13 protein-coding genes are annotated in these 14,385 nt (G+C 72.6%); 2 read left to right on the top strand and 11 right to left on the bottom strand.

Features of this window, described 5'->3' with window-relative positions:
- Nucleotides 1–13: 13 nt before the first annotated feature.
- The 4 genes from ABD998_RS13430 to ABD998_RS13415 form a co-directional block, all read right to left on the bottom strand.
- The gene (locus ABD998_RS13430; RefSeq protein WP_345439998.1) at nucleotides 14–892 is read right to left on the bottom strand and encodes an N-acetylneuraminate synthase family protein; all 879 of its coding nucleotides are present in this window, start codon (nucleotides 890–892) and stop codon (nucleotides 14–16) included.
- Nucleotides 889–1,440 carry a KdsC family phosphatase gene (locus ABD998_RS13425; RefSeq protein ID WP_425562987.1) on the bottom strand — a complete coding sequence of 184 codons (552 nt, stop codon included), beginning with the start codon at nucleotides 1,438–1,440 and terminating at the stop codon, nucleotides 889–891. The genes ABD998_RS13430 and ABD998_RS13425 overlap by 4 nt, the downstream gene beginning before the upstream one ends.
- 128 nt (nucleotides 1,441–1,568) lie before the next feature.
- Nucleotides 1,569–2,198: a histidine phosphatase family protein gene (locus tag ABD998_RS13420; RefSeq protein WP_345439997.1), complete on the bottom strand. Its 630-nt coding sequence runs from the start codon at nucleotides 2,196–2,198 to the stop codon at nucleotides 1,569–1,571.
- Nucleotides 2,199–2,216: 18 nt separating this feature from the next.
- A complete protein-coding gene (locus tag ABD998_RS13415) occupies nucleotides 2,217–2,915 on the bottom strand; it encodes a DedA family protein (protein WP_345439995.1) in 699 nt (232 codons plus the stop codon).
- A 164-nt stretch (nucleotides 2,916–3,079) separates the two neighbouring features.
- Between ABD998_RS13415 and aspS the strand changes: the two genes are divergently transcribed.
- On the top strand, nucleotides 3,080–4,852 hold the full coding sequence (gene aspS, locus ABD998_RS13410; protein WP_345439993.1) for an aspartate--tRNA ligase: 1,773 nt from the start codon (nucleotides 3,080–3,082) through the stop codon (nucleotides 4,850–4,852).
- Nucleotides 4,853–4,909: 57 nt separating this feature from the next.
- On the opposite strand, the gene ABD998_RS13405 is transcribed toward aspS, so the two are convergent.
- From ABD998_RS13405 to ABD998_RS13385, 5 genes are all read right to left on the bottom strand, one after another.
- Nucleotides 4,910–5,212: a Dabb family protein gene (locus tag ABD998_RS13405; RefSeq protein WP_345439991.1), complete on the bottom strand. Its 303-nt coding sequence runs from the start codon at nucleotides 5,210–5,212 to the stop codon at nucleotides 4,910–4,912.
- Nucleotides 5,213–5,228: 16 nt separating this feature from the next.
- Nucleotides 5,229–5,483: a glutaredoxin family protein gene (locus tag ABD998_RS13400; RefSeq protein ID WP_345439989.1), complete on the bottom strand. Its 255-nt coding sequence runs from the start codon at nucleotides 5,481–5,483 to the stop codon at nucleotides 5,229–5,231.
- Between the two features lie 5 nt (nucleotides 5,484–5,488).
- Entirely contained in the window at nucleotides 5,489–5,782 is a 294-nt protein-coding gene (locus ABD998_RS13395; RefSeq protein WP_345439987.1) for a rhodanese-like domain-containing protein, read from the bottom strand.
- A gap of 70 nt (nucleotides 5,783–5,852) precedes the next feature.
- On the bottom strand, nucleotides 5,853–5,951 hold the full coding sequence (locus ABD998_RS13390) for a 30S ribosomal protein bS22 (protein ID WP_003792170.1): 99 nt from the start codon (nucleotides 5,949–5,951) through the stop codon (nucleotides 5,853–5,855).
- Nucleotides 5,952–6,072: 121 nt separating this feature from the next.
- Nucleotides 6,073–6,276: a helix-turn-helix domain-containing protein gene (locus ABD998_RS13385; protein WP_345439985.1), complete on the bottom strand. Its 204-nt coding sequence runs from the start codon at nucleotides 6,274–6,276 to the stop codon at nucleotides 6,073–6,075.
- Nucleotides 6,277–6,442: 166 nt separating this feature from the next.
- Here ABD998_RS13385 and ABD998_RS13380 point away from each other — a divergent pair, with 166 nt between their 5' ends.
- Nucleotides 6,443–7,039 carry a hypothetical protein gene (locus tag ABD998_RS13380; RefSeq protein ID WP_345439983.1) on the top strand — a complete coding sequence of 199 codons (597 nt, stop codon included), beginning with the start codon at nucleotides 6,443–6,445 and terminating at the stop codon, nucleotides 7,037–7,039.
- A 22-nt stretch (nucleotides 7,040–7,061) separates the two neighbouring features.
- Here the strand turns inward: ABD998_RS13380 and ABD998_RS13375 are convergent, their stop codons facing one another.
- Together ABD998_RS13375 and ABD998_RS13370 are read right to left on the bottom strand one after the other, a co-directional pair.
- Nucleotides 7,062–8,408, bottom strand: a complete 1,347-nt coding sequence (locus ABD998_RS13375; RefSeq protein WP_345439981.1) for a copper amine oxidase — start codon at nucleotides 8,406–8,408, stop codon at nucleotides 7,062–7,064.
- An 87-nt stretch (nucleotides 8,409–8,495) separates the two neighbouring features.
- Nucleotides 8,496–14,255, bottom strand: coding sequence for a hypothetical protein (locus tag ABD998_RS13370; protein ID WP_345439979.1), 5,760 nt, complete (start codon nucleotides 14,253–14,255; stop codon nucleotides 8,496–8,498).
- Nucleotides 14,256–14,385 lie beyond the last annotated feature (130 nt).

Below are 14,385 nucleotides of genomic sequence, written 5' to 3'. Positions count from 1 at the left end.
CGGCGCGGGAGCGTCAGACCGCGGCGCCCACGCGACGCAGCTTCGCCATGGGGGCGAGCTCGCCCGGGAAGACGCGCTTCACGCCGTCGCCGAGCGCTGGCTCGATCTCGCGGATGCCCGCCACCAGGGCGGCGAGCTCCTGCGGCTCGATCGACGCGGCGTGGTCCGACCCCCACATGCCGCGATCGAGCGTGATGTGGCGTTCGACCGCGACGGCGCCGAGCGCGACCGCCGCGAGCGAGAGGGCGAGCCCGGTCTCGTGCCCCGAGTACCCCACCGGCACGCCGGCGAAGCGCTGCTGCAGCGTCGGGATCATGCGCAGGTTCGCCTCGTCGAGCGGCAGCGGGTAGGTCGAGGTCGCGTGCAGCAGCACGAGCCGCTCGGTGCCGAGGAGGTCGACGGCGCGGTCGATCTGCTCCATCGTCGACATGCCCGTGGAGAGGATGACGGGCTTGCCCGTGTCGCGCAGGGCGGTCAGCAGGCCGTCGTCGGTGAGGCTCGCCGACGCGACCTTGTGCGCGACGACGTCGAGGTCCTCGAGGAAGGCGACCGACGGCTCGTCCCACGGCGAGGCGAACCAGTCGAGGCCGAGCGCGTCCGCGTGCGCGCCGATCTCCCGGTACTCGTCGCGGCCGAACTCCACGCGGTACCGGTACTCGAGGTAGGTCATCGTGCCCCACGGCGTCTCGCGCGGGACGTCGCGCATGTGCGCGGGGGTCGAGATCTCGGGCGTGCGCTTCTGGAACTTGACGGCGTCTGCGCCCGCCGCCGCGGCGACGTCGACGAGTTCCTTCGCGATGTCGACCGAGCCGTTGTGGTTGAGGCCGATCTCCGCGATGACGTAGGTGGGGTGCTCCGCGCCGAGCGTGCGCGTGCCGATCGTGACCGTCATGGGTTCTCCTCCGAGGATGATGAGGACGGGGTGGATGCGCCGGCTCCCGCGAGGGCGCCGCCGGCGCGCGAACGCAGGACGCGCTCCGCCAGTTCGCGGACGGCCCCGTCGCCGCCCGCCCGGTCGAGGACGATGCGCGCGGCGCCGAGCACATCGGGATGAGACCCCGGCACGGCCACGGGCCATCCCACGATCGCGAGGCAGGCGAGGTCGTTGACGTCGTTGCCGAGGTACGCGACGTCGGCGAGCGGGACGCCCTGCCCGTCCGCCCAGTCGCGCAGCGCCGCGGCCTTGTCTTCGAGCCCCTGGCGCACGTCGACGCGGAGCTTCCTCGCGCGGGCCGACACGACGCCGTCGGTCTCCGTGGAGAGGATGAGGAACGGGATGCCCGCGCGACGCAGCAGCGCGACGCCCATGCCGTCGGAGCGGCTGACCCGCACGAGCTCGCGGCCGTCGGCGTCGACGAGGGCGGTGTCGTCGGTGTGGACGCCGTCGAAGTCGGTGACCACCGCGCGGGCGTGGATCGCCCGTCCGTCCGAACCGCTCACATGACCTCCGCCGCGGGCGCCTCCCGCTGGCCTTCTACGGTCGGCGGCTCATGTGAACGGCGGGGGTACGCGCGAGGGCCCGGCGGTGAAGGTCGGCGGTCCCGCAGGGGGCCGCCGGGTGAACGGCGTCAGACGGCGCCGACGTCGACGGCGCCCGTCGTGGGCGCGGGCTCCGCGTAGTCGACCTCGCGCCACACATCGCCCTTCCGCTCGAACGACGTCACGCTCGAGAGCGCGCAGCGGCGCGTGCGCGGATCGTGCCGCAGCGGCAGGCCGGCGACGGACAGGTGCGTGATCCAGATCGGCGCCTGATGCGTGACGACGACGACGTCGCCCCCGTCCGCCGCATCCCAGGCGTCGTCCATCGCGGCGCCGACGCGGTCGGCGACCTGCCGGTACGGCTCGCCCCAGCTCGGCCGGGAGGGGTTGCGCAGCAGCCACCAGTTGCCGGGAACGAGCACGGCCCGGCTCATCCGCTTGCCGGCGAAGGAGTTCCACGGCTCGATCACGCGCTCGTCGGGCACGGGTTCGAGGTCGAAGAGCTCGGCGAACGGCTCGGCCGACTCGCGTGTGCGCTCGAGGGGCGAGCACACGAGCGACGACACGGGGCGGTCGAGGCCCCTGACGTGCTCGGCGGCCGCACGGGCCATCCGCCTGCCGTCGTCGCTCAGCCGGAAACCGGGGATGCGCTCGTAGAGCACACGCAGCGGATTGAAGACCTCGCCGTGGCGGACGAGGTGGAGTCGTTCGGCTGGCACGCCCCCACGCTACCCGCGTCAGTCGGCGGCGGGGACCTCCGCGCCGTCTGCCTGCTCGGCGCGGCGATCAGCGCGCTGCGCCCGCACGCGCACGACGACGAACCACACCACGGCGGCCACGACGCCCACGATGACGACGTTCTGCACGACGTCCATGTACTGCTCGACGATGTGCCAGGCCTCGCCGAGGTACCACCCGACGAGGATGAACGCCGTGTTCCAGATGAGGCTCCCAAGCGTCGTGAGGAGCGCGAACCGCCACAGCGGCATCCGCACCACGCCGGCCGGGATCGAGATGAGGCTGCGGAAGATGGGGACGAAGCGCCCGAAGAACACGGCCTTGCCGCCGTGCTTCTCGAACCAGGCGACCGTGCGGTCGACGTCCTTCGCGTCGACGAGCGGCAGCCTCGCGGCGATGCGGCGGAGGCGATCGACGCCGAACCACGCCCCGATGCCGTAGAGCAGCAGGGCTCCGAGGAGCGAGCCGACGGTCGTCCAGAGGACGGCCTCCCACAGCGCGAACGACCCGCGGCTCGCGGCGAGGCCCGCCATGGGGAGGATGGCCTCGCTCGGCAGCGGCGGGAAGAGGTTCTCCGCGGCGATGGCGACGCCGGCGCCGTAGGGCCCGATCACGTCCATGAGCCCCACCACGGCGTCCACGAGGGTGGAGAGCCAGGAGCCCTGATCGGCGGCGGCCGCGATCTCGGTCGTCGTCATGGAGGTGCCTTTCCGTCGTATGCGGCGGGGGTGCTCGTGGTCTCGAAGATATCGGTCGAGGATCGGGGATTCCTGTGCGCGGTCGATCGGATGGCCCTGGGCGGGTGCCGCACGGCGCGCCCGTAGAATGGTGCGGTTCCCTTTCCCCTTCAGGAGGATCCCCCGTGCTCCGCACTCATACGGCCGGCTCCCTGCGAGCCGAGCACATCGGTCAGACCGTCACCCTCACGGGCTGGGTCGACCGCCGTCGCGATCACGGAGGCGTCGCCTTCATCGATCTGCGCGATGCGTCCGGCATCGCCCAGGTGGTCATCCGCGACGAGGAGACGGCGCACCCGCTGCGCAGCGAGTTCGTCCTGAAGGTCACGGGCGAGGTGTCGCAGCGTCCGGACGGCAACGCCAACGCGAACCTCGCGACGGGCGACATCGAGGTCATCGCCTCCGAGGTCGAGGTGCTCAACGAGTCGGCGCCGTTGCCCTTCCAGGTGTCCACGGCGCTCGACGGCACGGAGACCGTCGGCGAGGACGCGCGCTTCAAGCACCGCTACCTCGACCTGCGCCGTCCGGCACCCGCCGCCGCGATGCGCCTGCGCTCGAAGGCCTCCGCCGCGGCTCGCCGCGTGCTCGAGGGCCACGACTTCGTCGAGGTCGAGACGCCGACGCTCACCCGCTCGACCCCGGAGGGCGCGCGCGACTTCCTCGTGCCGGCCCGCCTCAGCCCCGGCAGCTGGTACGCCCTTCCGCAGTCGCCGCAGCTGTTCAAGCAGCTGCTGCAGGTGGGCGGCATCGAGCGGTACTACCAGATCGCCCGCTGCTACCGCGACGAGGACTTCCGCGCCGACCGCCAGCCCGAGTTCACGCAGCTCGACATCGAGGCGAGCTTCGTCGACCAGGAGGACGTCATCGCGCTCGGCGAGGAGATCGTCGCGGCGCTGTGGCAGCTCATCGACGTCGAGATCCCGCGGCCCATCGAGCGGATCACGTTCGCCGACGCCATGCGCCTCTACGGCTCCGACAAGCCCGACCTGCGGTTCGGCAACGCCATCGTCGAGCTCGCGGAGTTCTTCGCCGACACGACGTTCCGCGTGTTCCAGCAGGAGTACGTCGGCTCGGTCGTGCACCCGGGCGGCGCCTCGCTCCCCCGCCGTCAGTTCGACGCGTGGCAGGACTGGGCGAAGTCGCGCGGCGCGAAGGGCCTCGCCTACGTCACGTTCGGCGAGGACGGCGAGCTCGGCGGCCCCGTCGCGAAGAACCTCTCCGACGCCGAGCGCGCGGCCCTGGCGGCCGCGACGGGCGCGCAGCCCGGCGACGCGGTGTTCTTCGCCGCCGGCCGCACGGGCGAGGCGCGCGCGCTGCTCGGCGCCGCGCGTGTCGAGATCGCCAAGCGCACGGGCCAGATCGACGAGAACGCCTGGTCGTTCGTGTGGGTCGTCGACGCGCCGCTGTTCAAGCCGACGGGCGAGGACGACGACGTCGACCTCGGCCACTCCGCCTGGACGGCCGTGCACCACGCCTTCACGTCGCCCAAGCCCGAGTGGATCGACCGCTTCGAGGAGGCTCCGGGCGACGCTCTCGCCTACGCCTACGACATCGTCTGCAACGGCAACGAGATCGGCGGCGGCTCGATCCGAATCCACCAGCGCGCCGTGCAGGAGCGGGTCTTCGAGGTCATGGGCATCGGCCCGGACGAGGCGCAGGAGAAGTTCGGCTTCCTGCTCGACGCCTTCCAGTTCGGCGCACCGCCGCACGGCGGCATCGCGTTCGGCTGGGACCGCGTGGTCTCCCTGCTCGCCGGTGCGGCCTCGATCCGCGAGGTCATCGCGTTCCCCAAGGTCGGCAGCGGCTACGACCCGCTCACGGCCGCGCCCGCCCCGATCACGCCGGAGCAGCGCGCCGAGGCCGGCGTCGACTTCGTGCCGGAGGACGACGAGGCCTGAGCCCGATACGAGAACGCCCCCGCCGAGGCGGGGGCGTTCTCGTATCTGCGGGGTGACTCAGATCTCGATGTCGATCCCGGCGCGGGCGCTGCGGATGGTGCCGATGTAGTCGGCGACCTCGACGTGCGCGGGATGCACCTGGTAGGCCTCCAGCGCCGCGACATCGGGGAAGACGGAGTCGAGCACGATGTCGTAGTTCGTGCCGTGGAACGCGGCGTTCGACGACACGGTCAGCGACTCGAGCCCCGGCACGACGCCGACGAGGCCCTCGAGGCGGCGCTTCGCCTCCGCGGCGTGCGCCGCGCGCACGGAGTCGTCGGCTGCGGCGAGCTGGAACAGGACGATGTGGCGGATGGCCATGAGGGTGCCTTTCGGGTCAGGAGAGCAGGGCGGCGCGGAGCCGGTCGGGTGAGACGCGCCAGTGGCCGTGGAGCCGGCCGTCGATGAGGACGACGGGGATCTTCTCCCACCACTCGGCGTGGAGGGCGGGGTCGTCCGCGATCGACAGCTCGACCACCTCCACGCCGTCCGCCGTCTCGTCGGGGAGCTCGGCGACCACCTGGTCGACGACCTCGCGCGCGACGTCGCACAGGTGGCAGTCGGGCTTTCCGATGAGGGTGAGCCGGGTCATCCCCGTCAGGCCTCGACGTCGAAGCCGGCCTCGCGCCATGCGCTCGTGCCGCCGGCGACGTTGGTCGCCTCGTAGCCGCGCGCCGAGAGCGCCTCGACGACGCGGGCCGAGCGTCCGCCGACCTCGCAGATGACGTCGAACGCCTCGGCGGGGAGCTCGTCCAGACGCGCGCCGAGCTCCGACATCGGGATGTTCACGGCGCCCGGAACGCGGCCGGCCGCGAACTCGTGCGCCTCGCGCACGTCGATGAGGGGCACGCCGTCGCGCGCGCGGAGCTCCTGGACCGAGATGTCGTTCATGTCCTCAAGTATCCCGTGAAACCGCAAACGCCGACCCGTTGGCAACGGGTCGGCGTGAGAGGGAAGCCGCTTACTTCTTGTTGCGGCGCTGGTGGCGCGTCTTGCGAAGCAGCTTGCGGTGCTTCTTCTTCGCCATGCGCTTGCGGCGCTTCTTGATGACAGAACCCACGGGAACCTCACTAATGTCAGGGGTTGGACGGCCCGGCGACGCGAGTCGCTGCCGTCCGGGAACGGGCACCACGAAAAGTGCCTCAGAGCATTCTAGCCCATCGCCGGATGGGTCCAGCCCGTCAGCCCGCGTCGGCGACGGGGCGATCGGCGGGCACCTCGAGCATGGCCGTCACGGCGGACTCCGGTACCCGGTAGCTGCGTCCGAAGCGCACGGCGGGGAGCTCGCCGGAGTGGACGAGCCGGTAGACGGTCATCTTCGAGACGCGCATGATGTCGGCGACCTCGGCGACCGTGAGAAACCGCACGTCGGGCAGTTCTGCCATTCCCCCACGACCCTTCCCTGTGATCCCCCCAACTCTAGGGGCTGGCGGTGATCGGTGTAAACCTGAGGGACCCATGTGGCGCATGGGGAGTCCGGTCGTGCGCGCTCATAGCGGCCTCATGGCCGTTCCATGCCCTTCGCCTCACGACGCGCACGAGAGTGGGCGCATGACGACTCCGACCTCCGATTCCTCCTCCCGGGGCGGCACCTTCCCTTCCGCCTCCGACACCGCCGCCACACTGCCCTACGAGCGTCCCGCCGACGCCTCGACGCCCGCGGACGCGGCCCCGCCCGCGGCGTCCTCCGCGCCGGGGCATGCGCAGCCCGCCTACGCGCAGCCCGCGTACGCCACGCCCGCCTACGCCACGCCCGCCTCCGCGCAGCCCGCGTACGCCCAGCCCGCGTACGCCCAGCCCGCCTACGCCCAGCCCGCGTACGCCACGCCCGCACCGGGGCAGCCGCACGGCGCCGAGGCGGCCGAACCGGCGCCCGAGCAGCCGCGCAGGAGGCGCCGCATCCTGAGGATCGTCGGCATCGTCGCGGGCGCCCTCATCGCGTTGGGGCTCGCCTTCGGCGGCGGCGTCGCGGTCGGCGTCGGCATGGCGGGAACCGCGAGCCAGAGCGGGTTCCCGGGCGACGGCGCGTTCCCGGGCGGGCAGGGCGGCCAGGGGTTCCAGGGCGGCACGCCGCCCGAGATGCCCGACGGGACCGTCCCCGACGACAGCACGACCGACGGAACCACGACCGACGGCACCGACAGCTGAGATCCGGGCCCCAACCGGCGGCTCAGCCGGCGTCGTCGAGCTGGTACCAGTCCGCGCGATCGCCCTCGAGCTCGCCGTTGAGGTCCTCGCGCTCCTCCGGCACGGCGACGCGCTGTGCCGTGAGGTCGCGCGGACGCAGGGCGAAGCCCTGCCAGTGCATGTCCATGGGCGACTGGTCCTCGTCGCGCACCACATGGTGGAAGCCGACCGCGACCCATGACACGACGTCGGCCAGCTGGTCGTCGGCGGAGTCCTCGATGTACTCGTGCACGCTGCGCCCGCAGTCGGAGGTGAGGCTGTTGCGCGACGCGAGCAGCTGGCACGGATCGTCGTTCGTGAACGCCACGTCGTACGCGGCGGCGTCGCCGTGCTCGAGCCGATCGCTCGTGAAGGAGAAGGTGTCGCTCCGGCCGAGCTCGATCTCGTACGAGATCGGATGGCCGTCGTCGTTGAGCACGTCGGGTGCGAGCACGCGCCACCAGCGCCTGTCCTCCCACACCGCCGTGGCGGGGTGGTCGATCCGCTCGAGCGTGCCCTCGACGATGGGCGACTGCGCGCCCATCTCCCCCGTGTCCTCGGCGTCGTACTGCTCGACGGCGAGGGCGCCGGGGGCGTCGAGCGCCCAGTGGATGCGCCAGACCGCGTTGTGGGAGTGGCTCGTCGCGTACGCCGAGTCGCCCTCCCCCACGGCGGATCCGTGCTCGTGGTCGCTGAAGTCGATGGGCGAGATATCTCCCGTCGCACCGAGATCCGATCGGATGATCCCGTCTGACCCGAACACGTACTGCGTGACGTATTCGTACCATCCCACCTTCGAGATGGTGGAGAGCTGCCAGTCCTCGCGGCGCTCGGCGACGACCTCGCCGAAGTCGCCCGAACGGTAGCCGAGACCGCCGTCGACGACCTCCGCGCACAGCACCTCGCGGTTCTTGATCTCGCCGTATGTGCCGTCGCCGATGTCGGGGATGTCGGCGGCCACCCGCTCCCCCGTGCACTCGGTCTCGGTGAGCGTCTGCATCTTCGTGCCGCCGAAGCCCGCCGACGTGATGTCGTAGGTCGTGTTCTCTCCCGAGTCGTAGGGCACCTCGAGCTGGGCGATCGCGATCTCCTCGGCGACGAGCACCGGCTCGTCGCCCGCGGGGGTGAAGCGGATGTCCGACAGCACGAGCCCCCGGTCGGGGTCGACGCCCCAGCACATGGCCCATTCCGACCCGTTGTCGAAGGCCTGCGCGATCGGGGCGCCGCTCTCGCAGTCGTAGGTCGTCGCCTGAGCAGGTCCTTCCTGGCCGGTCGGCGCCGCCGTGCATGCGGCGAGCGCGCCTCCGGCGACGAGCACGACCATCCCCGCTGCGATCCGGCCCCGCATCATGCCCTCGATTCTCACAGACGCCTTCCTCCGTCCCCGCACGCCAGCGGCGGCCCCGTCTCCGGGGCCGCCGCCGTGTGCGTCAGGGCATCAGTCCTTGCGGACCTTCCACTTTCCGCGGGTGGCGCCGAGCAGGATGCCCGCGCCGGCCAGGATCACCAGCAGTGCCAGCGGAACGGCGTCGAACTCGCCGCCCGTCGGAGACAGGCCGCCGTTGCTCGAACCGCTGCCGTTCGCGCTGCTGGAGCCGTTCGCGTTCGAGCTGCTCGACGCGTTCGCGCCGTCATCGCTCGAGGCGTCCGAATCGCTGTCGCTCGAGGCGCCGGCGTCGGCCGAGCTGCTCGAGTCAGCCGAAGCGCTCGAGTCAGCCGAAGCGCTCGAGTCAGCCGTGGCGTCAGCCGTGCTGTCGGCCGTGGCGCTCGAGTCAGCCGAAGCGCTCGAGTCAGCCGTGGCATCGGCGGTCGAGTCGGCCGTCGCGTCGGCGTCCGCCGAAGCGTCCGCGTCCGCCGTGGCGTCGGCGTCGTCCGAGATCGCGACCGGGGTCGTGATCTCGGCGCCGTCCTCGTCCGTCCCGACGACCTCGTAGTCGCCGGGCTCGGCGTCCTCCGGGATCGGGATGCACGTGCCGGCGGGCAGGTTGCCGTCGGCGTCGGCCGTGACGACCACGGGGTCGCCCACCGGGGTGCCGTCGGCATCCGTCAGCTGCAGCGTGACCTCGCTGCCCGGCTGCCAGCCGCCCGACGTGACCGCGGCGCACGCACCGGGCTCGACGGGCGTCTCGACCTCGAGGGTCGGGGCGTACACGGCCACCGTGGCGGCCTCGTCGTTCCCGAACTCGTCGACCGCGGCGAGCGTGAAGTCGCCCGCCTCGCTCTCGGTCGCGACCGCGACCGCGGTGCCCTCCGGCAGGTTGCCCTCGCCGTCGGCCGTGACGACGACGGGCTCGCCCGCGTCCACACCCTCAGGGTCGGTCAGCTGCAGGGTGACATCGCTCTCCGGCACCCAGCCGCCCGAGGTGACCACGGTCTGACCGCCGGCCGGGACCGGCGACGTGGCCTCGAGGGTGGGATCGATGGCCGCGATGACCTCGACGGGAGCCGAGACCTCCGCACCGTGCGCGTCCGTCGCGACGACGGCGAGCACGTCGCCCTCGACGGCTTCGGCCGGGATGGCCACCGTCGTGCCGGCGGGGACGGCGCCGTCGGCGTCGGTCGTCACCGTCACGGGATCGCCCGCCGCGACGCCGTCGGCGTCCTCGAGCTGGAGGGTCACCTCGTCGGCGCCCTGCCACCCGCTCGACGTCACCGTGGTCGCGCCGCCGGCCGGAACCGGCGACGTGGCCTCGATGGCCGGCGCGTAGACCGCGAGCGGAGCCGTGAGCGTGTTGCCCGTGTCATCCGTCGCGCTCACCTCGTAGTCGCCTGCCCCGGCATCGGCCGGCACGGGGACCACGGTGCCGGCGGGCACGGCGCCCGCATCGTCGGCCGTGACCGCGACCGGGTCGCCCACGGGCGTGCCGTCGCCGTCCGTCAGCTGGAGCGTCAGGATCGCACCCGGCGCCCAGCCGCCCGACGTGATCTCCGACTCTCCGCCCGCGGGAACGGGCGACTCCGCCTCGAGCGCCGGCGCGATGACCTCGACCTCGGCCGAGACCTCCGCTCCGTTGTCGTCCGTGGCGATCACCGTGTGCGCACCGGGGGTCGCGTCCGCCGGCACCGGGAGCGTCGTCCCCGTCGGCACCGCGCCGTCCGCGTCGGCGGTGACCTCGACCGCGTCGCCGACGGGGTCGCCGTCGCCGTCCGCGAGCTGCAGGGTCACTGCCGAGTCGGGCAGCCATCCGCCCGATGTGACCTCGGTCGCTCCGCCGACGATCACCGGCGACGCGGCCTCGATGGCCGGAGCGTAGACCGAGACGGGAGCGTCGACGGTGTTGCCGTCGCCGTCCGTCGCGACGACCGCGTAGTCGCCTGCGGGGAGGTCGGCGGGGATGGCCACCGTCGTGCCGGCGGGGACGTTTCCGTCCGCGTCGGTCGTGACGACCACCGGCTCGCCCACGGGGGCGCCGTCGGCGTCCTCGAGCTGCAGGGTGACCTCCGACTCGGGCAGCCAGCCACCCGACGTGACCTCGGTCTCACCGCCGGCGGGAGCCGGCGATGTCGCCTCGAGCGTCGGGTCCACGGCCGCCACGATCTCGACGGTGTCGGAGACCTGGGCGCCGTTGGCGTCGGTCGCGACGACGGCGAACACATCGCCCTCGACCGCGTCCGCGGGCGTGGGGACCGTCGTGCCGGCGGGGACGCTGCCGTCTCCATCCGTCGTGACGACCACCGGATCCCCCACGGGGGCGCCGTCGGCGTCCTCGAGCTGCAGGGTGACCTCCGACTCGGGCAGCCAGCCACCCGACGTCACCTCGGTCGCCTCGCCGGCCTCGACCGGCGACGTGACGTCGATGACGGGTGCGTAGACCTCGACCGGCGCGGAGACGGCGTTGCCGTCGCCGTCCGTCGCGACCACCGTGTGCTCGCCCGCTGCGGCGTCCGCCGGAACGGGGACCGTGGTGCCGGCCGGAACCGCACCCGTGTCATCCGTCGTGACCTCGACCGGCTCGCCCTCGGGGTTGCCGTCGGCGTCGGTCAGCTGCAGCGAGAGCGGTGCGACGGGCGCCCAGCCGCCCGACGTCACCGTGGTCTCGCCGCCGGCCGGAACCGGCGAGGTCGCCTCGATGGTGGGAGCGATGACCTCGACGGGAGCCGAGACCTCTGCGCCATTCGCGTCGGTGCCGACGACCGTGTAGTCGCCCGCCGGCGCGTCGGCCGGGATGGCGACGACGGTGCCGGCCGGAACCGCGCCCGCGTCGTCGGCCGCGACCGTGACAGGGTCGCCGACGGCGTTGCCGTCGACGTCCGTCAGCTGCAGCGTGACATCCGAGAGCGGCACCCAGCCGCTCGACGTGACCTCGGTCTCGCCGCCCGCGATCTCGGGCGACGTGGCCTCGATGACCGGCGCGTAGACCTCGACGGGCGCCTCGACGGCGTTGCCATCGGGGTCGCTCGCCACGAGCGTCAGCGTGCCGGCCGGGGTCTCGGCGGGGACGGGGACCGTCGTTCCGGCGGGGACGTTGCCGTCGCCGTCCGTCGTGACGACCACCGGCTCGCCCACGGGCGTGCCGTCGGCGTCCTCGAGCTGCAGCGTGACCTCGCTCGCGGGGTTCCACTGCGTCGACTCGACCTCGGTGCCTCCTCCGGCCGGAACCGGCGACGACGCCGTGAGCGTCGGGCTGACCGCGCCGATCTCGACGACGACGGGGGCCTCGGCCACCGCGCCGTCCGCGTCGGTGCCGACGACCGTGTAGTCGCCCTCGGGAGCATCAGCCGGGATCGGGACCGTCGTTCCGGCGGGGACGTTGCCGTCGCCGTCCGTCGTGACGACCACCGGCTCGCCCACGGGCGTGCCGTCGGCGTCCTCGAGCTGCAGCGTCACCTCGCTGGCGGGCTGCCAGCCGGGGGACGTGATCTGCGTGGCGTCTCCCGGCGCGACGGGGCTCGTCGCCTCGAGCGTCGGCGCGTACACCTCGACGGACGCCTCGGCGGTGTTGCCGTCGGGGTCGCTCGCGACGAGTGTCAGCGTGCCTGCGGGCGTGCCGGCCGGGATCGGGATGACGGTGCCGTCCGGGACGGCTCCCAGGTCGTCCGTCGTGACCGTCACGGGCTCGCCCACGGGGGTGCCGTCGGCGTCCTCGAGCTGCAGCGTCACCTCGGAGGCCGGAACCCAGCCGCCCGACGTGACGTCGGCGTCCGTGCCCGCGGGCACGGGCGACTCGACGCCGAGCGTCGGGGTCAGCGGAGCGTCGGCCTCGACGGTCAGCGTGTCGGTGATCTCTGCGCCGTTCTCGTCGGTCGCCACCACGGGGTAGTCGCCGTCGGGCGTGCCCTCGGGCACGAGAACGCAGGTGTCGACGGGCAGGTTGCCGTCGCCGTCCGCGACCGCCGTCACCGCATCGCCGACAGGGTTGCCGTCTGCGTCGGTGAGCTGGATCGTGACCGTGCTGCCGGGGACCCAGCCGCCCGACGTCACGGGCGTGCACACGCCCGGCGCCGCGGGCGACGTGACCTCGAGCGTCGGCGCGTAGACCGTCACGGGCGCGTCGATCGCGTTGCCGTCGGGGTCGGAGCCGTTGACCGTGTAGTCGCCCGGCGGCGTGTCCGCGGGGATCGTGAGGCACGTGTCGGCCGGGATGACGCCGTTCGCGTCGGCCGCGACCGTCACGGGCGTGCCGAGCGGGTTGCCGTCGGCGTCGCGCAGCTCGAACGTGACCTCGCTGTTCGGCGCCCATCCGTCGGACGTGATCGCGGCGCACGAGCCGGCGGGGGCCGGCGAGGCCACCTCGAGCGTCGGAGCGACCGCCGCCGCACAGGCGTCGATGCGGACGCCGGCGTTGCCGATGCTGAGACGTGCGAGATCGCCGCCCACGAGCCCCAGGCTCAGGGCCGAGACCTCGAGACCTGTCGTGAGGTCGCCCGCGGCCGACGTGCAGGTCGTCGTCTCCTGATGGTTGATCTGGAGGGAGAGGAACTGCGCGAGGATGTCGAGGAACGGGTCGACCGCCGCCCGCACGGGCACGGTGATGAGATCGGTCTTGATGGTCGTGAACAGCGAGTAGAGCACGCCGTCCGGGTCGGTGAGGATCGGGCTCAGCGCCGCGGACGCGATCTGCGCGGCGGAGACGATCGGCGCGAAGACGAGGCATGCGCTGCCCGTGCACGGCTGCACGATCTCTCCGGCGAGGTTGATCGCGAACGCCGCGTCCCCGACGAGCGGCACTGCGCCGCTGAAGTTCAGCTGCACCGACTCGAGCGAGGTCGCGACGGTCTCGAGCGTCACCTCGAGCACCTTCTCGATGACGTCGTGCACGCTGCTCGCGATGAACGGGTACGTCGTCGAGTCGATGAGCTCCGTGTTGGGGTCCTGGTTGTTCAGGCCGACGGGGCGGTCGGGGATCACGCCGTCGTCATTGCCGCCGAAGCGCCCGAGGTCGATCGTGATGGTGCCGTCGCCGAGGTTGAGCGAGACGAGGCCGTCGTCGGTCGTGATCGGCGCGAGCAGGAGCGCGTCGAGCACGTCCTGCTGCAGTGTCGTCGCGATATCGACGTCGAGGCTCGCACCGGGGACGAGCGCGATGAGGCTCGTGAGGTCGAGGGCTCCGTTGATCGTGTCGACGAGCGTCTGCTCGACGTTCGCTGTCGCGTCGCTGAGGCCGTCGGCCGCCTGGTCGATGACCGGCGAGTGGAGGGTGAGATCGGCGCCAGCGAGACGGTACTGGCCGAGGCCGCCCACGCCGTCGGGGTCGAGGAACTCGCCCGCGACGGCCTCCACCCACGCGCCTCCGAGGCCGACGTTGAGGTCGGCCTGGTCGATGAGGGTGTCGGTGATCCCCGAGACGCCGGCCTCCTGCAGGATCGCGAGGAGGTTGATGCTGGCCATGCCGAAGTTCGCGTCGTCGCCGTCGAGGGTGACCCCGCCGTCGCCGCCCGCGATGCCCGAGATGGCCTCGCCGTTCTGCCCGTCTGTCGCGGTCGACTCGCTGAGGAGCACGCCCGCCTGGCCAAAGTCGAGGAACTGGTCGATCGGCAGCGAGATGCCGCCGAAGTCGATGAGCTGGCTCCCGAAGAGCTCCACCTGGAGCGTCTCCTGGTTCGGTCCCGGGTCCGACACCGAGCCGGCGTGCGAGTGCGCGCCGCCCAGGATGTCGGTGCCGCCGATCGTCGAGTCGAGCACGCTCGCCTCGGCCTCCGTCGGCTCATCGGGGTAGGTGTCGAGACCGGCGGCCAGAGCCGGATTCGTCGTCGACACGATCATGGCCGCGGCGACCGCCGCCGCTGTTCCCGTGAGGAGAACGGGCAGACGCCCGATCCTCCTCGTTCGTGCGCCGCCGCGTGGTCGCGGAACGGATGGTTGCTGTCGCATCTACCTCGCCCTTCTC

The sequence above is a fragment of the Microbacterium gilvum genome (assembly GCF_039543865.1).
In the GTDB taxonomy this organism is placed as follows: Bacteria; Actinomycetota; Actinomycetes; order Actinomycetales; family Microbacteriaceae; genus Microbacterium; species Microbacterium gilvum.
Note: the sequence above shows the minus strand (reverse complement) of the source record. Positions and strands in the feature narration are given on the sequence as shown.

Excerpts from the sequence above, each read along its gene's own strand:
- ABD998_RS13430 (WP_345439998.1), bottom strand. The coding sequence starts at position 892 with ATGACGGTCACGATCGGCACGCGCACGCTCGGCGCGGAGCACCCCACC.
- ABD998_RS13415 (WP_345439995.1), bottom strand. The coding sequence starts at position 2,915 with ATGACGACGACCGAGATCGCGGCCGCCGCCGATCAGGGCTCCTGGCTC.
- ABD998_RS13405 (WP_345439991.1), bottom strand. The coding sequence starts at position 5,212 with ATGGCCATCCGCCACATCGTCCTGTTCCAGCTCGCCGCAGCCGACGAC.
- ABD998_RS13400 (WP_345439989.1), bottom strand. The coding sequence starts at position 5,483 with ATGACCCGGCTCACCCTCATCGGAAAGCCCGACTGCCACCTGTGCGAC.
- ABD998_RS13395 (WP_345439987.1), bottom strand. The coding sequence starts at position 5,782 with ATGAACGACATCTCGGTCCAGGAGCTCCGCGCGCGCGACGGCGTGCCC.
- ABD998_RS13385 (WP_345439985.1), bottom strand. The coding sequence starts at position 6,276 with ATGGCAGAACTGCCCGACGTGCGGTTTCTCACGGTCGCCGAGGTCGCC.
- ABD998_RS13380 (WP_345439983.1), top strand. The coding sequence starts at position 6,443 with ATGACGACTCCGACCTCCGATTCCTCCTCCCGGGGCGGCACCTTCCCT.
- ABD998_RS13375 (WP_345439981.1), bottom strand. The coding sequence starts at position 8,408 with ATGATGCGGGGCCGGATCGCAGCGGGGATGGTCGTGCTCGTCGCCGGA.